Source organism: Hymenobacter sp. 15J16-1T3B, assembly GCF_020711235.1.
Lineage (GTDB): Bacteria > Bacteroidota > Bacteroidia > Cytophagales > Hymenobacteraceae > Solirubrum.
Genome location: NZ_JAJFAV010000002.1, coordinates 85685 through 107153, shown reverse-complemented (window position 1 = coordinate 107153; position 21469 = coordinate 85685). Strand labels below are relative to the sequence as shown.

The 21469-nt window shown below is 66.8% G+C and carries 15 protein-coding genes; 13 read left to right on the top strand and 2 right to left on the bottom strand.

Annotated elements, in window-relative coordinates; all coding sequences use genetic code 11:
* Nucleotides 1-165 precede the first annotated feature (165 nt).
* From ruvX to LJ737_RS03655, 7 genes are all read left to right on the top strand, one after another.
* On the top strand, nt 166-585 hold the full coding sequence (gene ruvX, locus LJ737_RS03685) for a Holliday junction resolvase RuvX (RefSeq protein ID WP_227763063.1): 420 nt from the start codon (nt 166-168) through the stop codon (nt 583-585).
* On the top strand, nt 582-1169 hold the full coding sequence (gene def, locus LJ737_RS03680; protein ID WP_227763062.1) for a peptide deformylase: 588 nt from the start codon (nt 582-584) through the stop codon (nt 1167-1169). Before ruvX ends, def begins: the two co-directional genes overlap by 4 nt.
* Before the next feature lie 95 nt (nt 1170-1264).
* Nucleotides 1265-2248: a zinc dependent phospholipase C family protein gene (locus tag LJ737_RS03675; protein ID WP_227763061.1), complete on the top strand. Its 984-nt coding sequence runs from the start codon at nt 1265-1267 to the stop codon at nt 2246-2248.
* Between the two features lie 52 nt (nt 2249-2300).
* On the top strand, nt 2301-3509 hold the full coding sequence (locus LJ737_RS03670) for an outer membrane beta-barrel protein (RefSeq protein ID WP_227763060.1): 1209 nt from the start codon (nt 2301-2303) through the stop codon (nt 3507-3509).
* 107 nt (nt 3510-3616) lie between these two features.
* Nucleotides 3617-3988 (top strand): DMT family protein, encoded by a 372-nt coding sequence (locus tag LJ737_RS03665; protein ID WP_227763059.1) that lies wholly within the window; start codon nt 3617-3619, stop codon nt 3986-3988.
* A gap of 79 nt (nt 3989-4067) precedes the next feature.
* Nucleotides 4068-4376, top strand: coding sequence for a CD225/dispanin family protein (locus LJ737_RS03660; RefSeq protein WP_227763057.1), 309 nt, complete (start codon nt 4068-4070; stop codon nt 4374-4376).
* Nucleotides 4373-4774, top strand: coding sequence for a DUF2752 domain-containing protein (locus tag LJ737_RS03655; RefSeq protein WP_227763055.1), 402 nt, complete (start codon nt 4373-4375; stop codon nt 4772-4774). Before LJ737_RS03660 ends, LJ737_RS03655 begins: the two co-directional genes overlap by 4 nt.
* A 71-nt stretch (nt 4775-4845) precedes the next feature.
* On the opposite strand, the gene LJ737_RS03650 is transcribed toward LJ737_RS03655, so the two are convergent.
* On the bottom strand, nt 4846-6378 hold the full coding sequence (locus LJ737_RS03650; protein WP_227763053.1) for a T9SS type A sorting domain-containing protein: 1533 nt from the start codon (nt 6376-6378) through the stop codon (nt 4846-4848).
* A gap of 139 nt (nt 6379-6517) precedes the next feature.
* On the opposite strand from LJ737_RS03650, the gene LJ737_RS03645 reads away from it, so the two are divergent.
* The 6 genes from LJ737_RS03645 (at nt 6518) to LJ737_RS03620 (ending at nt 18970) form a co-directional block, all read left to right on the top strand.
* Nucleotides 6518-8866 (top strand): patatin-like phospholipase family protein, encoded by a 2349-nt coding sequence (locus LJ737_RS03645; protein WP_227763051.1) that lies wholly within the window; start codon nt 6518-6520, stop codon nt 8864-8866.
* A 536-nt stretch (nt 8867-9402) separates the two neighbouring features.
* On the top strand, nt 9403-9936 hold the full coding sequence (locus LJ737_RS03640) for a phage tail protein (RefSeq protein ID WP_227763049.1): 534 nt from the start codon (nt 9403-9405) through the stop codon (nt 9934-9936).
* Between the two features lie 37 nt (nt 9937-9973).
* Nucleotides 9974-10525, top strand: coding sequence for a phage tail protein (locus LJ737_RS03635; protein WP_227763047.1), 552 nt, complete (start codon nt 9974-9976; stop codon nt 10523-10525).
* A gap of 42 nt (nt 10526-10567) precedes the next feature.
* Nucleotides 10568-11104, top strand: a complete 537-nt coding sequence (locus LJ737_RS03630; protein ID WP_227763045.1) for a phage tail protein — start codon at nt 10568-10570, stop codon at nt 11102-11104.
* 103 nt (nt 11105-11207) lie between these two features.
* Nucleotides 11208-12158, top strand: a complete 951-nt coding sequence (locus tag LJ737_RS03625) for a methionyl-tRNA formyltransferase (RefSeq protein WP_227763043.1) — start codon at nt 11208-11210, stop codon at nt 12156-12158.
* Nucleotides 12159-12232: 74 nt separating this feature from the next.
* On the top strand, nt 12233-18970 hold the full coding sequence (locus LJ737_RS03620) for a LamG-like jellyroll fold domain-containing protein (protein WP_227763039.1): 6738 nt from the start codon (nt 12233-12235) through the stop codon (nt 18968-18970).
* 240 nt (nt 18971-19210) lie between these two features.
* Here LJ737_RS03620 and LJ737_RS03615 read toward each other — a convergent pair whose 3' ends face one another.
* Entirely contained in the window at nt 19211-21388 is a 2178-nt protein-coding gene (locus LJ737_RS03615) for a T9SS type A sorting domain-containing protein (RefSeq protein ID WP_227763037.1), read from the bottom strand.
* Nucleotides 21389-21469 lie beyond the last annotated feature (81 nt).

The following is a 21469-nucleotide window of genomic DNA, read 5'->3' as shown; positions in this document are numbered from 1 at the left end:
CGGCCAGTACTGCTACCCCGGCTTCTCCCCGCACACGCTGTACGCCGGCTCCGGCGTCGGGCAACGTTGCCGCCGGCTCACCGTCATGCCGCCCGGCCGCCGTATCTTTGCGGGCCGCGGCGCCGCATTGGCGCCGCTGATTGTTTGCTCGTTGCCCCGCCCCCTATGCCCCGCCTCCTTGCCATCGACTACGGGAACAAGCGCGTGGGCCTGGCCGTAACGGACCCGCTGCAGCTCATTGCCACTCCGCTCGACACGATTCACAGCAAGGACTTGTTTGACTTCGTGAAGAAGTACCACCAGCAGGAAGGCGGTCTGGCGGGCATCGTCATCGGCATGCCGCGCACGCTCATGAACGAGGCCACCGACTCGACCTCGGCCGTGGTGGGCGTGGTGCGCAAGCTGCGCCGCGAGTTGCCCGAGGTGCCCGTGCACGAAGTGGACGAGCGGTTTACGACCCGCATGGCGCACCAAACCATGCGCGACGGCGGCCTGGGCCAGAAAGCCCGCCGCGACAAAGCCCTGGTGGACCGCATCAGCGCCACCATCATCCTGCAATCTTTTCTCGACTCCCGTCCGTTATGATTTACCCCATTGTGGCCTACGGCGACCCGGTGCTCAAAGCCCGCGCCAAGGACATTCCCGCCGACTTTTCGGCTGATGAGCTGCAGAAGCTCATTGCCGATATGTACGACACCATGTACTACGCCCACGGCGTGGGTCTGGCCGCCCCCCAAATCGGCAAGAGCGTCCGCCTGTTCGTCATCGACTCGGCCCCCATGACCGAGGACGACGAGGACGATGATGCCCCGGCCGAAGCCGGCGTGAAGCGCGCCTTCATCAACCCCGTCATCCTCAAGGAATCGGGCGAGGAGTGGCCCTTCGAGGAAGGCTGCCTGAGCATTCCCGGCATCCGCGAGCGGGTGTTTCGCCAGCCCGACATCATCATCCGCTACGAGGACGAAAACCGGCAGGTGCGCGAGGAAGGCTTCTCGGGCATGACGGCTCGCGTGATTCAGCACGAGTACGACCACTTGGAGGGCGTGCTGTTCACGGACAAGATTTCGGCCTTCAAAAAGCAGATCATCAAAAGTAAGCTGGCCCGCATTGCCAAGGGCGACGCCAAGGCCGACTACCGCATGCGCTTTGCCGGGCAGCGCGGCCGCTAAACGGCTCGTTGACACCTGATTTATTTGCGAAACGCCCGGCCGAGCCGGGCGTTTTTGCTTTCTTTGGGTAGGCCAAACCGTCCAGCCCACTCCTTATGCTCCGCCGTCCCGTCTTTGCTGGTTTCCTGGCCCTCGTGCTCTGGCTGGCCCCGCCCCGGCCCGACTCCCGCGCCTGGGGCTTTTTCGGGCACCGCAGCATCAACCGGCTGGCCGTGTTCACCTTGCCGCCCGAGATGATAGGCTTCTACAAAAGCCGCATCGAGTACCTCACGGTGCAGGCCACCCGGCCCGATTCGCGCCGCAACGTGGTGGCCGGCGAGGCCCCGCGCCACTTCATCGACCTGGACGTGTACGGCGACTCGGCCGCCTACAAGCTGCCGCGCAACTACGCCGACGCGGTGGCCCGCTTCGGCGAGGACTCCCTGCAGCGCCACGGCATCGTGCCCTGGCACGTGGTGCGCATGAAAAACCAGCTCACCGAGGCCTTCCGCTCGCGCGACGCAGAGCGCATCATCAGCCTTTCGGCCGACCTGGGCCACTACGTAGCCGATGCCTGCGTGCCGCTGCACACCACCCACAACTACAACGGGCAATTCACCGGGCAGCGCGGCATTCACGGGCTGTGGGAGTCGCGCCTGCCCGAGCTGCTGGCCCAGAATTACGACTTCTTTACCGGCCCGGCGCCCTACCTGACCAAGCCCACCGACGTCATCTGGGCCACCGTGGCGCGCAGCAGCGCCGCCGTCGATTCGGTGCTGCGCTTCGAGCGGGAGCTGACGCAGAAAATGCCCGAGGACCACAAATACAGCTTCGAGGAGCGCGGCCGCGGCACGGTGCGGGTGTACTCGCAGGAGTTTAGCCGTGAGTACCACCAGCGGCTCAACGGGCAGGTAGAACGGCAGATGCGCCTGGCCACGCGGCTGGTGGGCGCGTTCTGGTTTACCTGCTGGGTGGATGCGGGCCAGCCCGACCTGAGCAACCTGCCCAAGCTCAACGAGGCGCAGATGCGCGAACTGGCCCTGCAAGACAAGCAGGAGCAAGCCGCCCCGGCCGTGGAAACCCGCGGGCACGTGGATTAGGGCGGCCGACGTGTTATTCTTGCCACCCCGAAGCTTTCATACCGCGTTTACCATGTTATCCGCTTTCTATTCGCGGTGTGGGCTGTGCGCGGCGGCCGGCCTGTTGATGGCCGCGCCCACAGCCCGCGCCCAACTAGCTCATGCCCGACCCGGCTACGTAGTGCTGGCCAGCGCCCCGGCCGACACGCTGCGGGGCGAGGTCGACCTGCGCCGGGCCGGCCGCGCCCAGCCGCAGGTGCTGTTTCGGACCGGCCCAGCGGTGGCGTTTCGCCCGTACGGATTGCCCGAGCTGCTGGCCGCCGGTAGCCCCGGCGGGCCGCACTTCCGCCGCTGCGAGGTGCCCCGCGCCGACGCGCACTTGACGGCGCTGCTGGAGGTGCTGGTGGCGGGCCCGGCCAGCCTGTACCGCGACCCGACCGGGCAGCTGCCCGCTCCCTATTACCTCGACAAGCCCGGCCGCAGCCCCATGCCGCTCAGGCGCGAGCAGTTTGCCCAGGTGCTGCAAACGGCCTTTGCCGATTGCCCAACGGTGAACACCACGGTGGCCTACGCCGGCCGCTATGCCTATTCGGCGGCCGACCTGCGCCGCTACGTGCTCAACTACAACCGCTGCGCATACCCGCAAGCGGCCGTGCAGGCCCCGAGTCCAAAGGCCGAACGGGAGCCGGTGCGCTGGGCGGTGCAGGCAGGCTTGGCCCAAGGGCAGTTCTTTTACCCTTACCTCGCCCGGCGCAAGGCCGCCGCCGGCCCGCTCGCCCCGACGCTCGGCGCCTCGGTCGAAGTGCCCTTCAACGCCCACCTCGGCCTGGTGGCCGGCCTGACCCTGGGCAGCCTCCGCGCCGACAACACCGCCAGCCAGCCGGTGCCCACCACCGACTACGTGCAGACCATGCGCTACCGCACCACGGGCGGCCTGCTCCGCCTGCCCGTGAACGTGCGCTACACCTTGCGCCCAGCCGACGCGGGCTGGCGGCCCTACCTGCAGGCAGGCGGGCACGTGAGCCACATTGTGCGCGGCCGCATGCACTGGAACAACCAGTACAGCGGCTCGGCGGCGGCTCCCCCGCCCCAGGAATTCGACCTGTACTACGGGGGCATCGGCCGCGGCGTGCAGGCCGAAGCGGGGCTGCTGCTGCGCGTCGGCACGCACCACCTCGGCGCCGGCCTGCGCTACGAACAGACGCACGGCTTCCCCAATACCGGCCGCTCGTTTCTCATCGACGTGAACCACCTGGGCTTGGCGCTGACGTACGCGTACTAAGCTCGTCCGTTGAGGCAGGGGCCGGTTTGGCAACCTGCACCTACGTCCGCGTCGTAGCATCTTTGCGCCGGGCCGCTTTGACCGGGCTTGTCTTGTTGCCGCCTCTTATGAAAGCCACCCTCACCATTGCCCTGCTCTGCGTTTCCAACCTCTTCATGACCTTCGCCTGGTACGGGCACCTGTACTTCAAAAAGCTGCCCTGGTTTGCCAAGACCGGGCTGGTGGGCGTGGTGCTGCTGAGCTGGGGCCTGGCCCTGTTCGAATACGCGTTCCAGGTGCCGGCCAACCGGCTGGGCTTCGACGAAAACGGCGGCCCGTTCACCCTGTTCCAGCTCAAAGTCATCCAGGAGGTCATCACGCTGACGGTATTCACGCTGTGCGCGGTGTTCGTGTTCAAGTCCGACACGCTGCGCTGGAACCACCTCGTGGGCTTCGGGCTGCTGGTGGCGGCGGTGTACGTGATTTTCCGGAAGTGGTAGGCGGTGGGTAACGCTGAGGTTACGCTGATTCGCTACCTTCCGGCACAACCATTCACTTCTTACTTTCTTCCAACTGTCTATGGAGCAATCCTACTCCCCGGCTGGCATGCCTCCGGGCAATCCGCGCCCCAAAAATTGGCTGGTCGAGTCCATCCTCGTAACGCTATTCTGCTGCCTGCCGCTGGGCATCGTGGCCATCGTCAACGCGGCCGGCGTGAACTCGCGCTACGATGCGGGCGACTACAACGGGGCGCTACACGCTTCGGCGGAGGCCGGCAAGTGGGTTAAATACGGGCTCTACGCCGCCATTGCCCAGATTGCGCTGGGCGTCATTCTCTTCATGATGGGCGTGGGCGGGGCCCTGCTAAGCGGCGCCGCTTCCAATTGAGCCTACGGCTGCTCGGGGCCCTGGCCGCGGGTGCAGCGGGCCTAGCGGTTCTAGTCGTTTACTACCGCCTCGACCCCAGCCACTACTTCTACCCGCGCTGCTTGCTGCACTGGGCCACCGGCCTGCATTGCCCCGGCTGCGGTACCCAGCGCGCCTTGCACGCGCTGCTGCACGGCCGCTGGGCCGAGGCCGCTGGCCACAACCTCTTGGCGGCCCTTTACGCGCCGGTGCTGGCTTTCGGAGCGACAGAGCGGTTGCGGGCCGAGCTGTCGGGGCAGCCGCGGCGCAACTCGGTGCTCTACCGGCCGTGGTTTGGCTGGCTGACGGTGACGCTGGTGCTGGCCTTTGCCGTGCTGCGCAACCTGCCCGGCCCGCTGGGTCAGTGGCTGGCGCCCTGACCTAACCAACGCACACGAAAAAGCCCCCGCTACGGAAGCAGCGGGGGCTTTTCTATGGGCAGTACGCGGGCCTACTCGGCCACGGTCAGCTTCAACAGCTCGGTGCGGCCGTCGTGGCTTAGGTGCAGGGTGTAGAGGCCGGCGGCCAATTTGGGCAGGGCCAGTTCCAGCTGCGCCGAGCCAGCGGGCACCGGTTGCGCGTGCTGAAGCACCGGACGGCCCAGCGCGTCGTAGAGCAGCACGGTAGCCTCCTGCGGCCGCTGCGTTTCGAAGCGCACGGTGAGCTGCCGCGCCAGCGGGTTCGGATAGGCGGTGGTAGTACTGGCGGGGCGCACGTCGGCGGCCTTCAGGATGTTGGCGAAGGTGCGCAACGAGCCCCAGGTTTCGGTGCCCGAGCCGGTGGGCAGGTTTACCTTGCGGTAGCCAATCAGGTTGGTCGTTTCGGAGTAGTAAATTCCAGAAGTGGCACTGGATACCAACCCCAGGCCCACGGCGTAGCTGGAGGAGAAACCGTTGTCGATGATCAGGCTCAGCACGGTGCTATCCGCCCCGACGGTGGGCGGGCAGAGTTGCAGCGTGACGGAGGTCTGCACCTTGCGGCCCAGGTAATTGGCCGTGCGCACGGCCGGCAGCGTCAGCGGGCGCACGATGGCCGCCTGGGGGTTGCCGGCGAGGTTGCCGGTGAGCAGGCTCAGCTGCCGCTCGTTGCGCACGGAAATGCCGGTGGTGATGACGATGGGCGCGCTGACAAACGTGCCGGGCGTGTTCTGGCAAAAGCCCGCCGGGGCCGAAGGCGAGCCGTAGCGCCGCGTCAGCATGCTTTGCCGGATGGTGTAGGTTACGGAGTCGCCGGCGGGGCTGAGCGTGCGCGTGATGACGCTGTCGCGGGTCCAGCTTTCCGCGCAGGTGGCCCCGCTGTAGCTTTCCTGCTTGTAGTAGCGCAAAAACACGTCGCCGGGCTGGTAGTCGGCCATGATGAAGCTGCTCACCGCGGGCTGCCCGGTCCAGCGGCCGCCGGCGTTCAGGGCCGTCAGCGTGAGGCGGCGCGGGCGGCGGCCGTTCAGGTAGCTGCCCAGCGCCGGTCCCTCAATGAAGCCAAACCGCTTGCTCAGGCGCAAGGTCTGCCCGTCGGAGAAGGTAATGGTCGTGACCGAGTCGGGGGTGCCGAGCACCGTGGCCACGCCCCGGGCGGTGGTGCTGGCCGTCAGGCCGGTGGTGGCCGTCCACGACTGATTCAGCGGGGCCTGGGTTTTGAGCAGCAGGGTGCGGCCGTTGGCGGCGCGCAGCAGGTATTCGTGGCGGCTGAAGCCGATGGTGACGGTGGCGCCGAACAGCCCATCGGGCCCGATGACCCGCACGGCCCCGGGGCAGGCAGCGGGCCGGGTGCGCACGCGCTCATCCTTGGCGCTAAAACGCCCCAATGAGTCGGGCGAGACGGGCGAGCTGGCGTAGTTCATCCGCACGGTGTGGGTGGTGTCGCCGGCGGTGCCGCTTTCGCTGAACTGGTAAAGAACCCCGGGGCGCAGCAGCGGCCGGTAGATGCTTTGCGCGCGGGCCCCGAAACTCAGGCAGGCCAAGGCTAGGTAAGCGTACAGGTGTTTCATACAGATGCGAAAAATGAGTACGTGGAATACGGCCGCAGATTACGGCAAACCAATCTGGTAAGCAAGCTACTGGGCCCGTACAACCCGGCTTCGGGCCCTGCGTACCAAGCGCGTTGCACGCCTGCTTCCCTCACCTTCTATGACCCGATTTTTCCGCCCCGCGTTGGGCTTGCTGTACCTTATTTTCGCCTTGCTGACCAGCCCGGCCCGCGCCCAGAAAGTGGGCCTGGTGCTCAGCGGCGGTGGTGCCAAAGGCCTGGCCCACGTGGGCGTGCTGAAAGTCCTCGAAAAGAACCGCATTCCCATCGATTACATCGTGGGCACAAGCATGGGCGCCATCGTGGGCGGGCTGTACGCGGCCGGCTACTCGCCCACCGAAATCGAGGAAATTGTCATCAGTCCGCAGTTCCAGGACTGGGTATCGGGCCGCCCGCAGGAGGGTAAGGTGTTCAACTACTACGACGCCAACCCCTCGCCCGCCGCGCTGCACCTGCGCTTGGCCCTCGACTCCACGCTGAAGGCCCGCGTGACGCCCAAGCTCGTGGACGACGTGGCCCTGAACTACGTGCTGGCCACCATGCTGGCCCCGGCCGGCGCCATTTCGGGCTACAACTTCGACAAGCTGCTGGTGCCCTACCGCGCCGTGGCCTCCGAGGTGTTTACGCGCGAGCGGGTAGTGCAGCGCAGCGGCTCCCTGTCCGACGCCGTGCGCAACTCCATGGCCTACCCGCTGGCTTTCCGCCCCATTCGCCAGCCCGACGGCCGCTACCTCTTCGACGGGGCTGTGGTCGATAACTTTCCCACCGGCGTGATGCGCGACGAGTTTCACCCCGACGTCATCATCGGCGTGAACGTGGGCGACGTGGCCTTTGGCAAGTACCCCACCGGCAAGGACGACCAGCTGCTCACCGGCACGCTCATCTTCCTCGGCTCGAACGCGGCCGATACGCTGTCGGTGGGCCGCAACGGGGTGTTCATCCAGCCCAACCTGGAGGGCATGACGGCCGGCGACTTCGCCAAGGTCAAGAAGTTTATTGCCCTGGGCGAGCAGGCCGCCACCGACAAGCTGCCCGTGGCGCTGCGCCGCATTCAGCGCCGCGAAGACACGCTGGCCCTGCAGCAGCGCCGCCGCGCTTTCACCGAGCGGGCGCCCAAGCCCGAGTTCAAGGAAATCCGGGTGCAGGGCATTCCGCAGATGCAGCAGAAGTTTGTCACGCGCTTTTTCCGGCGCTCGGGCTCGTCGTACTCGCCTTCCGACATTGAGGAGGGCTACTACCGTCTCGTCAACAACGACTTCTTCAACAACGTGTACCCGCGGGTGCGCTACGACGCGAAGCAGGAGGGCTACGTGCTCAGCGTGGATGCGCGCCAGAACTCCAACTTCACCACCGACCTCGGGGTGCTGCTGACCACGCGCTCGATGAGCAACTTCTACCTCGGCGCGGCCTACCGCTACCTCAACCGCTACCTCTACACCATTCAGGCCGACGCCACCATCGGCCGCTTCTACAACGGGGCCGAGGGCTCGTTCCGGGTGAGCATTCCGGGGCGCATTCCGCTCTACATCGAGCCCACCATCACCTTCAACAACTTCAACTTCCAGGACACCGGCGGGCTGATCGGCAACGGCAAAGCGGCCCAGAACACGGCCCTGCAGCAGCGCGACCTGAAAACCTACGTGCAGGTGGGCTTCAGCCCGAAATACCGCAGCCGCTACGTGCTCAGCTTCGGGGCTTTCACCAATCGTGACCGGTTTGCCAACGCCGACCAGATCCGCACCGACGCAGCACTGGACCAAAACCGCTTTCAGGGCGCTACCGCCGCCCTGCAGTTTCAGCGCAACTCCCTGAACCGCCGCCAGTACGCCACCAAAGGCCGCCGCGCCGAGTTTGGCTTCCGCGCCGTGACGGGCCAGGAAAAATACGAGCCCGGCTCGACGGCCGAGGGCCTATCCGGCCGCGAGAAAAACCACCAGTGGCTGAAGGCCTCGCTGTTTACGGAGCAGTACTTCAGCCTAAACAAATCGGACACGGTGGGGGCGCGCACCCACTCCTGGGGCTACATGACGGAGCTGGTGGCAAGCACCCAGGGCACTTTTGCCACGTACCGCTCCACGCTCACCACCTCGCCGGCCTTTTTGCCCCTGCCCGATTCGCGCACCATCTTCCTCGACAACTACCGCGGCACGGCCTACGCCGCCGCCGGCCTGCGTTACGTGCGGGCCCTGATCGGCTCCTTGGAGTGGCGCACCGAGGCCTACGCCCACGCGTTCGTGCGGCCCTGGGACCGGCGCCCCGACAACCCGCTGCTGGCCCAGCGCACCAACTTCCTGAGCCGGCCCTACCTCACGGTGATGACCGGCTTTCAGTACCAGACGCCGGTGGGTCCGGCCGCCCTGCAGTTTATCCATTACGACGAGCGCAACAACCAATTCGGCGTGTTTGCCCACATCGGCTACGTGCTCTTCCGCGACCGGTCGCTGGATTAGGTCACCCGTACGCCACGCCATGCCCGCGGCCGCGAAGCTGCTCTTCGGAGTGGTTTCGCGGCCGCGCTGTCGTTTAGGCGCCCGCGGCAGCCCCAACGACGCTTTCTTGGAATGCCCAAGGCCTTTGCATCGGTAGCGTCGGGCTTATGGCTTCCCAAATTGGACCAGGTAAAACTACCTGGATAGCCCCTTTACTGACCGCGTAATTCTACGTGCAAGGGGCTCAGTCTAGCAAGCAATATTTGTCTTTAAGCAACAGCAAACATAAACAAACGCAAAACCCTATGAAAAAAGAAAGAAATAAGGGGGCTTTGCTTAGGGTAATTTCTCAAATTGGTGCCCCATCGGGTACCCTGTGGTAGCGCCCTGCCAGGCCACGCTGCGGTACCCGGAATTACCCCGCGCCCTACTCACACCGCCTATTGCACTCCAGCGTCGACCGGCTCCAGCCAGTCGGTCTGGCTTCGTGTTGCTTTCACTTTCCGCTTACCCGCTCTTTCTTTTTTCCTCAACCCCTTTCTCTCAACAAACGCTCAATGGATCCTTTCCTCGGCGAAATTCGCCTGATGCCCTACACCTTCGCGCCGCTTTATTGGGCGCCGTGCCAGGGCCAGCTGATGGCCATTCAGTCCAACACTGCCCTGTTTGCCCTGCTCGGGACGCAGTACGGCGGTAACGGCCAAACCACTTTTGCTCTCCCCGACCTTCGCGGCCGCGGTATTGTGGGCTTTGGGCAGGGACCGGGCCTGTCGCAGTACGTGCAGGGCGAGGTCATCGGCACGGAGAACGTGACGCTGCTGCCAACTGAACTGGCACCGCACTCCCACAGCCTGACGGCCTCCATTCCCGCCAACTCCCAGCGAGGCACGGTGACCAGCCCGCAGGGCAGCGTGTACGCGCTAACGGCCGCGGAACAGTACGGCACTTCGCCCAACAACGGCAACATGGCCCCCCTGCTTAGCGGCACGACCGGTCCGGCGGGCGGCGGGCTGCCGCACCCGAACATGATGCCCTACCTGGCCCTGCAGTACTGCATTGCCCTGCAAGGCGTCTTCCCGCAGCGCCAGTAACGCCGCCCCTCCCTCCTAACTTCCTAAGCATCTACGCATGTCAACTCCTTACATCGGCGAAATCCGCGCCGTCGGCTTCACCTTCGCCCCCGTGGGCTGGGCCTTCTGCAACGGCCAGAGCCTGTCCATTTCCGGCAACGAAGCCTTGTTTCAGCTAATTGGCACGACCTACGGCGGGGACGGGCAGTCCACCTTCAACGTGCCGGATTTGCGCGGCCGCCTGGGCGTGGGTAGCCAAAACGGCGCCGCGGGCCCCGGCCTCAGTTCGTACCTGCTGGGGCAGAAAGTAGGCACGGAAAGCGTGAGCCTGAACACCACCAACCTGCCGCCGCACCAGCACACTTACTCCTCGAAAATGGCGGCGGCCTCGGGCGGCACGGCCACCGACAATCCCCAAAACGCCTTCCCAGGTCCCAGCGCCGGGGCGCCCTACCTCGCTTCGGGTGGCGCGAGCCAAAACCTGAATGCCGCCGCCCTGAGCGGCCTGGCGCAACCAGTCGGCGGCGGCCAGCCGCACTCCAACATCCAGCCGGTGTTGGCGATGAATTACATCATCTGCCTGGAAGGCATCTTCCCGCCGCAGCAGTAAGCCGCGCGGCTCTTTCCTCACTCCTCTTCCCGACACTGTCCCATGGACGAACCATACATCGGCGAGATTCGCCCCATTTCTTCTAATTACGCCCCCCGCGGCTGGGCTTTCTGCAACGGGCAACTGCTGGCCATCAACCAGAACCAAGCCCTGTTTTCGCTGCTGGGCACCACCTTCGGCGGCAACGGCGTCAATACGTTTGGCCTGCCCGATTTGCGCAGCCGGGTGCCGGTAGGCACCGGCCAGCTGCCGGGCGGCTCCACCTACACCCAGGGCCAGGTAGCCGGCACGGAGTCGGTGGCGCTGCAGGTGAACCAGATTCCGGGCCACGTGCACACGTTCACCGGCACGCTGCAGACTTCGGCTGACCTGGAAGATCCTTTGCCGGTGGGCAACTTCCCGGCTAAAGGCGCGGCTGCGCAGTACAGCTCCGGACCCGCCGACGCTTCCATGCTGCCGGGTCCGGTGGCGGGCAACACGGGCCTCACCGGCAACGGCCAAGGGCACGAAAACCGCCAGCCGGTGCTCGGCATCAACTACGTCATTGCCCTCACGGGCGTCTACCCCTCCCGCTCCTAACTACTGCCCCGACGGCCACCCGTCGTTGCCGGCCTGCGGGCCGCGGGCGGCGGGTGGCTCCGCGGTTTTCCCTCCCCGACACATTCCGTCATCATCCCCGCCTATGCGCGTAGCCGTTATCATCAGCAGCCTGCTGGGCTGGCCCTTGCTGCAAGACTTGCTGGCGCAGGGCGTCGTGGCCGGCGTGGCCCTGCCCGCCAGCGGCCGCGAAGAAGCCGAGCAAATCGGCCAGTGGCTGACGCAGGCCGGCCACCCGCCCCGGCGCCTGACGCGCGCCGGCCTTGCCGACGAGCTGACGAGCTGGCTGGCGGCCCTGCAGCCGACCGCCGTGCTGGTGCTCACGTTTCCGTGGCGCATTCCGGCGGCGGTGCTAGGCCTGCCGCCCCAAGGGTTTGTAAACTTTCATTTTGCCGCGCTGCCCGGCTACCGCGGGCCGGAGCCCACATTCTGGCAACTGCGTAACGGCGAAGCCGCCGGCGCCGTGACGGCCCACCGCATGGCCGCTGACTTCGACACCGGCCCCGTGCTGGTGGCCACGCCCGTACCCATCGGGCCCCACGACACGCACGGCCTGCACCGCGCCCAACTGGCCCTGGCGGCCGTGGGCACGGGCCGTGAACTGCTGGAGGCGCTGCGCACGGGCGCCCCCGGCCAGGCGCAGGACGAGGCAGCGGCCCGCTACTGGCCCCGCCCCGCCCTGCCCGATTTGTGCATTGACTGGCAGGAGCCGGCCGAGGCAGTAGCCCGGCTGGTGCGCGCCGCCAACCCCTGGAACCGGGGTGCCCTGGCGGCCCTGCGCGGGCAACCCCTGCGCGTACTGAGCGCCACCCCCCGCCCCGAAACCACCGCGGCCGCCCCCGGCACCGTGGTGCTGGCCCTGCCGGGCCAAGCGCTGCTGGTTGCCTGCGGCGCGGGCCAGGTGCTGCAGCTTGACATGGTAGCCCTCGACGAGGGCTTTTTCACGGGCGGCCAGCTGGCCAACCTGGGCGTGCAGCCCGGGGAGGTGCTGAGCGCATTGGCGGCTACGCCAGCCGCCGCGCCCCAGCTGCGCTAGCCCAATTCTTTTGAGGAATGTGCCCCGGCCCGCGCCGCGGACGCACTTGCGAAACACTTTTCCGACCGTTTCCGATGACATCCAGACTACTACTCTTATGGTTGTTCCTGCTTAGTGCCGTGGGAGCCAGGGCGCAGACCACGCTTAAAACCCTGGACTTCGACGCCAACAACGACTACACGGCCACTACGATACCGGCTTCGGGCGTCACGCGCATGTTCGACCGCACCAACGCCAACCCGGCGGCGACGTTCAACGGCGGCGTCGCTATTAACGGCATTAGCGGGTTTTATTGGGCCTCAGAGCAGGTGAAACGCGCTGGCCAGGGCGACCCAGCGCTGGCGGTTACGGTGAATTCCTTCCCCGTCGGCACGAGCTATTCCAACATTCAAATCACGGTGTCGTTTGCCGACGCCCGGGCCACCTCTACCACGGTATACTCCTGGGAGGAGGACGACTTTATCAAAGTGGAATACCGCTTCAACGGAACCGGTGGCTGGACCACGGCCGGGCAGTTTACGAGCGACCGGGCAGCCGGCTTTAATGGTCTTAATTATCCCGGGCAGCTGCGACGCGACCTGGACCTGGACGGGCAAGCGGATGACGACATTTCGGCTTCCAACCCGGCGTTGGACAATACCATGCGCCCCTTCACCTTTGACGTGGCCGGCTCGGGCACCACGATGGAGGTGCGGGTGCTGTATGACCAGACCAACGCCACCGAGGAGCTGGCCATGGACAACATCATCGTGCGGGGCACCGCCGGCGGCAACCAAAGCCCGGTGCTGGCGAACATCGAGGGCACGAGCCTAACCTACGCGGAGGGCGCGCCCGCCGTGAACATCACCGGCACGCTAACCGTTGCGGACGCCGACCACGCCAACATCAGCAGCGCGCAGGTGCGCATTGCCGCCGCCGGCTTCAACAGCAGCGAAGACCGGTTGCTGTTTACCGACCAAAACGGCATTGCGGGTACCTACAACCCGCTCACGGGCATCCTGTCGCTGACGGGCTCCGCTTCCAAAGCCAACTACCAGACCGCGTTGCGGTCGGTGCAGTACCAGAATATCGATGCGGCCAACGCGTCGACGGCTACGCGGACGGTGTCGTTTACGGTGACAGACCCGGCGGGCGCCAGCAGCGCGCCCGTCACGCGCGACATCAGCATTACCGCCGCGCTGGACCCGATTGCCGCGCTGCCCTTCATCGAAACGTTTGAAACCGACGGCGAAGGCACCCGCTACGCCAGCAACACCTTCGTGGTCAACGGCGGCACGCAGTTTTTGCGCACCACCGATAACCCCCGCAGCACCGCCGGCAACACGCCGACTACGTTCAGCGGCATCACCGGCTCGGCTTATTGGTTTGGCGAAAACGCGGGCCTGGTGGATAACCCGTCGGCCGTCGACAACGGCACGCTGACGACCCGGCAGATCAACGCCGCTGGGTTTACCGGCGTCAACTTTTCCATTCGCCTGGCAGCCAGCACGGCCGGCACCACCTGGCAAACAACCGATTACTTCAAGATTTACTACCGCACGGGCGGCGCGGGCGCTTGGACGCCCTTCGCCTCGTGGCGGGGCACGGGCACCGGCATAGGCGGCGCCGGCGTAATGCGCCAGGACTCGAACCCGGCCGCCGCACCTGGTTCGACCGCGCCTACCGGCACGCAGCTGACCACGGCCCTGAACACGTTCAGCTTTCCGCTGCCGGCCCTGAACGGGCAGGTCATCGAGTTTCAACTCGTACTGGTCAACACCTCCAGCACGAACGACTTCGCCTTCGACCAAATCGAAGTAACGGCCTCGCCGGCGGTAAGCACCGCCGCGCCCACTACGATAACGGGCACCAGCGCCGTGCTGGGCGGCAACGTCACCTCGGACGGGGGCGCCTCCATTTCAGGCCGGGGCGTGGTGTACAGCAGCAGCAATACCACCCCCACAATCGGGGGCGCAGGCGTGACGACGGATCCCAACGGCACGGGAACCGGGACGTTCTCGGAACCCGTTTCGGGCCTGGCGCCCGGCACCACGTACTACGTGGCGGCCTACGCCACCAACGCGGCGGGCACCAGCTACGGCACGGTGCGGAGCTTCACCACCCAAACCTCGGTGGTGTCCATCGTGCGGGCCAGCGCCAACCCCACCAACGCCGGCACGGTGAACTACACGGTGACGTTTGCCAACGCTGTTTCGGGGCTGACCACCAGCAACTTTAGCGTATCGACCACGGGCCTGAGCGGCGCCAGCTTGGCCAGCGTTGCGGGCTCGGGCGCGACTTACACGGTGACGGTGAATACGGGCAGCGGCAGCGGGACGCTGCAACTCAACTTGGCCAACAGCAACGGCCTTTCGCCCGGCGTGAGCAACGCGCCCTTCGGCGGCGAGACGTACACCATCGACAAGACCGGCCCGACGGTAATTATCACCAGCACGGCCGGCGCTTCGGGCAGCTCGACCACGACCTCGCCCGTTCCCTTCACGGTCACGTTCTCGGAATCGGTGACGGGCTTCGTGGCCAGCGACGTGACGGTGGGCAACGGCAGCATCACCGCCGGCAGCTTTAGCGGCAGCGGCGCCACGTACACCTTCACGGTAACGCCCACCACGCCCGGTACGGCCACGACGGTCAACGTGCCGGCGGCGGTGGCCCAGGACGCGGTCGGCAACACCAACACTGCCGCCACGCAATTCACCATCACTTACTCCCTGCCCAGCACCACGGTAACCTCGGTAACGCGCCTGACGCCTTCGCCGACGGCCACGACCAGCGTGAGCTACCGCGTGGTTTTCGCCAACAGCGTGACGGGCGTGACTACCAGCAACTTCTCGGTGACGAGCACGACGGCCGCCAGCGTGGCCAGCGTGGCGGGCTCGGGCACGACCTGGACGGTAACGGTGAATACCGGCTCCGGCAACGGCACCCTGACGCTGAACGTGCAAAACAGCACCGGCATTTCGCCGACCGTTACCAACGTGCCCTACACCAGCGGCGAGCAGTACACCATCACCAAGAGCTTCGCGGCGGCCCCGCAGCTTTCCCTACGGGGCGCGGGCTCGGCCAGCGGCTCCGTCAGCGACGTTACGGCTTTCGTGGACCTGGTGCAGGTGGTGCAGAACGGCACGAGCACGGCCGTGGCCAACGCCCTGCAGAACGGCAGCTTTGAAAGCAACAACGTGCCGGCGGGCAGCTTCCTGTACGCGGGTTCCGTTGTCGCCGCCCCTTGGACTTTCGGGGCGCAGGCCGGCGTGTCGCGCACCAACAGCGGTTTTGGCTCAACGGCGCCGAGCGGCGGGGGCGACGCGGTAGGCCTGTTGCAAGCCTTCAACGGCAGCAACAGCAGCATTGCGCAGAACCTGGCCGTGCCCACGGGCACCTACCAAGTGACCTTCGCGGCCGTTCAGCGCGGCAACAACGGCGCGAGCGACCAAGTGGTGAACGTGTTTCTCGTGGAAGGTGGCACCAGCGTGTTCTTGGGCAGCATTCAACCGACTTCCACCAGCGCCTATCAAAGCTTTACCTCGGCCGCGTTTAGCGTGACAGCTCCGGCCCTGACGGCCACGATCAGCTCGACGGCCAGCAACCCGACCAGCACCTCGCCCATTCCCGTGACCGTCACGTTTTCGGCCAGCGTCACGGGCTTCGTCGCAGGGGACGTGACGGTGACCAACGGCACGCTTTCCGGCTTCGCCGGCTCGGGCACGACCTACACCTTCTCCGTGACGCCCACGGCCAGCGGGACCGTTACGGTGAACGTGCCGGCGGGCGTGGCCGTCGATGCCAACAACACCGGCAACACCGCCGCCACGCAGTTCAGCATCACCTACACGCAGCCCGTCACGGCGGCGCCGGTGGTGACGGCGCCGGCCAACGGTAGCACCATCAACACCAGTACGCCCGCCTACTCGGGCACGGCTCCGGCCAACAGCACCGTGACGGTGTACGCCGACCTCACCAGCATCGGCACGACCACGGCAACGGGCGCGGGCACCTGGAGCTTGGCGCAGCCCTCGGCCCTGTCGCAGGGCAGCCACACGGTGTACGCCACGGCCCAGCTGAGCGGGCAGACGGTCAGCCCTAACAGCAACGTCAACACCTTCGTCGTCGACACCACGCCGCCGGCTGCTCCGGTCGTGACGGCCCCGGCCAACGGCTCTACGGTGGCCACCACCGTGCCCACTTACAACGGCACGGCCGAGCCCAACGCCACGGTGACGGTCATCGTCGACGGCGCGGCCGTGGGCACGACCGCGGCAACGGGCGCGGGCACCTGGAGCTTGGCGCAGCCCACGGCCCTATCCCAGGGCAGCCACACGGTACGGGCCGTGGCTGCTGATGCAGCCGGCAACACCAGCGTGAACAGCAACACCAACACCTTCATCGTGGACACCGTGGCGCCGGCCGCCCCGGTCGTGACGGCCCCGGCCAACGGCAGCACCATCGGCACCAATATCCCGACTTACATCGGCACGACCGAGCCTAACGCCACGGTGACGGTCATCGTCGACGGCGCGGCCATCGGTACAGCCACCGCCAACGGCTCGGGCACCTGGAGCCGGGCGCAGCCCTCGGCCCTGACCACGGGCAGCCACACGGTGCGGGCCGTGGCTGCTGATGCGGCGGGCAACACCAGCCCCAGCAGCGCCACCAACACCTTTACGGTGGCCAACCCGGCTACCTACACCAGCAGCACAGCCGATCAGCCCAACACCAACCGCCTGCTGCCCGGCAGCACCGACCAAGCCATCCTGCGCGTGGCCGTCACCATCGGCGGCGGTCCTGATTTGCCGCTGAGCGCCCAGTCGTTCTCGTTTACCACCAACGGCAGCACCGCGCCGGCCGACATTGCCGCCGCCCGCCTGTACTACACGGGTACCAGCGGCACGTTTGCCCTCACCACCCCGTTTGGCAGCGCCGTGACCAGCCCGAACGGGGCCTTCACCGTGACCGGCACCCAACAACTCGTGGCCGGCGTGAACTACTTCTGGCTGGTATACGACGTGTCTTCGAACGCCCAGGCCGGCCACCTGCTCGATGCGACGGTGCCCAGCCTGACCGTGGGCGGCACGGTTTACAACCCGACGGTAACTGCCCCCGCCGGCAGCCGTCGCATCGTGGGCACCAGTCGGGTGCCGGGGCAGGCCCTGCGCCTGACGGGCGGCAGCACCGCCGGCTACCTCGATTTCAGCGCGGATGCCACGAACCCGGCTGCGGTCCTCAACGGCTCGTACACCCAGGAAGTGTGGATTAAGCCCGACATCGGCACCGGCAGCAGCACCTACTACGTGCTTGGCAACGGCACCGGCACCACGGCCGCGCCCTACATTGCCGTCACCGGCAACGGGCGCGTGGAAGCCGGCTACGGCAAGGGCAGCACGGCGGGCGGCAGCCCGTTCCGTTTCGCTCAAACCGGCCCGAACACGATACCGGCCGACGAGTGGAGCCAAGTGGTGGCCACGTTCAACGGCAGCACGCTCACGCTGTACCTCAACGGCAACCAAGTCGCCTCGACCGCGGCTACCGAGGTGCCGCCGGCCACCCCGGTCAACTACGTCGGGGGCGTAGCAACCAGCGGCACGAGCTTCTTCCCCGGCGACATTGATGAGGTCAGCCAGTGGAACCGAGCCCTGAGCGTTACGGAAATCCGCCAGCTGCGCCGTCTGATTCGCAGTGGGGTAGAAACCGGCTTGGTGTCGTATCTGCAGTTCAATGACAGCGGCGCCACCATCACCGATATCAGCGGCTCGGTGGGCGTGCTCGGCGGCAGCGCCGTGCAGGCTCCCAGCACCGTGCCCGTGGGCTACGGCACGAGCAACCTACAAACCGTGGCAGCCAACGGCGCCGTCACGTTCACCGGCACGAATACCCGCATCAATTTTGCCGGCGTATCGGGCAGTTCGGATGTGGTCGTGTCGCGCCTCGACGGACGGCCTTCGGGCGCTGCGCCTGTGCTGACGGGCGCGCAGAAAACCTACGTGCCCGCCTACTGGATTATCGACGAGTACGGCAGCCTGACGTTCAATAACACGACCACCGTCACCTACACGCTGAGCCCGACTGACATCAGCCTGATTGACCAGGCGACGCCCAGCAACCTGAAGCTGTTTCTGCGCGGCGGCAACAGCGACCAGGGCTTTGGCACCACGCTTTCGGCCTCCTCGGCCGTGGCCGCGGCCGGCACGGTTACCTACGCGCTGACGGGCGGCGTGGCCAACTTCGGCCAGACGGTCATTGGCACCTTCGGCACCTCGCCACTGCCCGTGACGCTGGTCCGCTTCACGGCGGAGCGCACGGGCGAAGACGGCCTGCTGCGCTGGACCACGGCTCAGGAAAAGGACAACGCCTACTTCGAGGTGGAAAGCTCGGCTGATGGCCGCACGTTCCGCCCGGTAGGCCGCGTGGAGGGTCACGGCACCAGCACCGCCCCGCACGACTACCGCCTCACCGACCGGGCCCTGGCCCGCTACGGCGCCCCGGTGGTGTACTACCGCCTGCGCCAAGTGGACACCGACGGCAGCGCCCACTTGTCCGACGTGGTGGCGCTGCAGCTGGCCGAAACCGCCGCGACGGCGGAAATATTCCCGAACCCCACCGCCGACCAGTTGACGGTGCGCCTGCGCGGCCTCGACGCCGGCCAGGCCCAGGCCCAGTTGTTTGACGCGCAGGGCCGCTTGGTGTATCAGTTCCCCTCGGCGGCCCGCAGCGGCTCCGACCTGCGCACCGCGGTAGGGCACCTGCCCAGCGGCGTGTACACGCTGCGCCTGACGCTGCCGGGCCGCGTGCTGCACCGCTCGGTGGTCATCAGCCACTAAGCCCGGCCCGCACACGAAAGCGCCCCGGTTACCTAGCGTAACCGGGGCGCTTGTGTTGGTGGGAAGCACCACCCGCCCGACCGGGCCGACAGATAACGTCTCATTCACTCACGAATGCCCATCGTCGCGCCGGGCCAAGGTGACACTTCCGAATAGACGCAGGGCTGGGCGTCGGCGGGCAGTTCCCGCCGACTGTAGCCGCCCGGTGCCGTACGGTGCACCCGGCAGCTTCCCGCATCCCTAGTAGCGCACCAGCGGCAGCGACACCACCTGGCCGGCACCGCGCACCTGCACCACGTAAGCCCCGGGGCGCAGCGCGCCCAGCGGCAGCGCCTGCAAGCCCGCGCCAGCAGCCAGCTGCTCTTGCACCAAGCGGCCCGTCAGGTCGAGGATGCGGACGGCGTAGCGGCCTGGGGCGAGGCTGCTCAAATCCAGCGTGGCCTGCTCGGCGGCCGGGTTGGGGTAGAGCGTCACGGCGTTGGGCGCGTTCTTGCCGTCGAACTGCACGGCGCGCACGTCGGAGTAGCTGGTCGTGCCGTCGGTATCCACTTGGCGCAGACGGTAGTAAAGCGTACCGACCCCGTTGCGGGCAGCGCCCGCGTCGGTGTAGCGGTATTCGCTCACGGTGGTGGCGTTGCCGCGGCCGGGCAGGGTGGCCACGCGCTCAAAGTCGCGGCCGGTGCGGGAGCGTTCCACCTCAAACCGGTCGTTGTTTTTTTCCTGGGCCGTGTGCCAGGTCAACAGCGCGTCGGCGGCTTGGGCGCGGGCCGTGAAGTCGGCCAGCACCACCGGCAGCGGCGCGGCGCCGATGGCCGTGGTCACGGTGGCCGAGTTGTTGGTCGTCACCGGGTCGGGCACGGCCGAGGACGCGGCGGTGGCCAGCCCGTCGACCGGTCCCGTGGTGGGCGCCCGGAACGTGACCGTGTTGTTGACGGGCGTCGAAGAAGCGCTCAGGGAGGCAATCTGCCCGAACGTCACCCAGCCGCTGGCCGGGTCGTAGGTGCCGCCCGTCGCGGTAACGTTGGCGGCCGTCAGGCCAGCGGGCAGCTGCAGCTTGGGCACCACGCTGGTGGCCGTCAGGCCGCCGGCGTTGGCCGTGCGCATGGCGTAGGTAATCAGGCTGCCCGCCGTAGCCGAGGTCGGCCCGCTCACCGTGGTGGCCACGTCGGCCCCCTGCACCGTCACGCTGATGTTGGCTGGGCTGGAGGTGTAGTCGCCGTGCAGCACCGACTGCACCGTGTAGGGCGCCGTGACGGTGCCGGCGAAGGTGCCGCTGGGCGTGAACGTAACCACGCCCTGGGCGTTGACGGCGAAGGTGCCCTGGCCGGCCACCGTCAGCGAGGTTTGCACGCCGGCAGTGTTGGGGTCCAGGTCCACGGTGGCCGGGTCGATGTCGCTGCCGGGGGCCACGTCGTTCGAGAGGATGGGCACGGTCACGGCGGCGTTGTAGGCCGTAGTGGCCGCGTCGTCGGCCGCGAAGGGCACCTGCACCAGGTTCAGGTTGCGGATTTCGTGCACGTTGGTGCTGCCGCCGGTGGAGCCGGCAAAGCCCAGGCGTAGGTTCGAGGGCGGGGTGGCCACCTGGAAGTTGTTGATGGCCGTGTACACGGCCGTGCCGTGCTGAATGCGCACCGTGATGCGGTAGGTGGTGGTGCCGCCCGCGGTGGTGGGCACCACATCGATGTAGGCGCGGCGGTAATCAGTGGAGCCGGCCTGGGCGCGGGCCGTGGGCACGTCCAGCGTGAAGCCCAGCGCGTTCAGGCCGGTGCCCGTCAGGTAGGGGTAATCGGTGCTGGCCGAGCCGTTGCCGGCCCCGCGAATGGCCACCGCGTTGGGCACCTTGCCTTCGCTGTCGCCCGCGGCCGCACCGCCCGAGCGGCCCTCGGTGCCGGCCGAGTAGTTACCGAATTCGTCGATGCCAATGCCGATGTAGCCCTTGGTCACGCCCGCCGAAATGGGGTCGATGGTTTTCTGGGCGTAGCCCAAGGAGCCCCCCGAAGCCCCGATGCGGAAACCGCTGCTGGGTTGGTTGGCGTCGACGAGAAACACGCTGAAGCCGTCGGCGCCGTCGGCGGTGGTGCGGCCGTAGCTAAAAAACTCAAACGAGATGGTAAAGCCCGCCCCGGCCGGAAAGCCGATGTTGTCGATGGCGTAGCCGGCTTGGTTGGTCAGCGCGTCGGTGAGGCGCAGGTAGCCCTGGCCCACGGCGTCGTTGCCGGTGCCGCCAATGCCGGTCAGGCGCGCCGCCCCGCCGAAGGTGAAGTTGCTGACGGAGCTGCCTTTAAACGTCTCGTTGCGGGGAAAGGCCGAGGTGGTCTGGGCCGTGGCCGCCGCGCTGCTGAGCAAGCCCAATAAAGTAAGGATATGGGCACGCTTTAGCCCGGCGGCCAAGGCCGCGAGAGTACAAGTTGTTTTCATAGCAAGTCAGAAAAGAAGTGGCGCGGGAGGGCAAATCAAATTTGCACCGAAATGTAGACAGGCGCCTATCCGAAGCGCAAT

Coding starts and splice junctions, on each gene's coding strand:
- ruvX (WP_227763063.1), top strand. CDS start 166: ATGCCCCGCCTCCTTGCCATCGACTACGGGAACAAGCGCGTGGGCCTG.
- def (WP_227763062.1), top strand. CDS start 582: ATGATTTACCCCATTGTGGCCTACGGCGACCCGGTGCTCAAAGCCCGC.
- LJ737_RS03675 (WP_227763061.1), top strand. CDS start 1,265: ATGCTCCGCCGTCCCGTCTTTGCTGGTTTCCTGGCCCTCGTGCTCTGG.
- LJ737_RS03670 (WP_227763060.1), top strand. CDS start 2,301: ATGTTATCCGCTTTCTATTCGCGGTGTGGGCTGTGCGCGGCGGCCGGC.
- LJ737_RS03665 (WP_227763059.1), top strand. CDS start 3,617: ATGAAAGCCACCCTCACCATTGCCCTGCTCTGCGTTTCCAACCTCTTC.
- LJ737_RS03660 (WP_227763057.1), top strand. CDS start 4,068: ATGGAGCAATCCTACTCCCCGGCTGGCATGCCTCCGGGCAATCCGCGC.
- LJ737_RS03650 (WP_227763053.1), bottom strand. CDS start 6,378: ATGAAACACCTGTACGCTTACCTAGCCTTGGCCTGCCTGAGTTTCGGG.
- LJ737_RS03645 (WP_227763051.1), top strand. CDS start 6,518: ATGACCCGATTTTTCCGCCCCGCGTTGGGCTTGCTGTACCTTATTTTC.
- LJ737_RS03640 (WP_227763049.1), top strand. CDS start 9,403: ATGGATCCTTTCCTCGGCGAAATTCGCCTGATGCCCTACACCTTCGCG.
- LJ737_RS03635 (WP_227763047.1), top strand. CDS start 9,974: ATGTCAACTCCTTACATCGGCGAAATCCGCGCCGTCGGCTTCACCTTC.
- LJ737_RS03630 (WP_227763045.1), top strand. CDS start 10,568: ATGGACGAACCATACATCGGCGAGATTCGCCCCATTTCTTCTAATTAC.
- LJ737_RS03625 (WP_227763043.1), top strand. CDS start 11,208: ATGCGCGTAGCCGTTATCATCAGCAGCCTGCTGGGCTGGCCCTTGCTG.
- LJ737_RS03620 (WP_227763039.1), top strand. CDS start 12,233: ATGACATCCAGACTACTACTCTTATGGTTGTTCCTGCTTAGTGCCGTG.
- LJ737_RS03615 (WP_227763037.1), bottom strand. CDS start 21,388: ATGAAAACAACTTGTACTCTCGCGGCCTTGGCCGCCGGGCTAAAGCGT.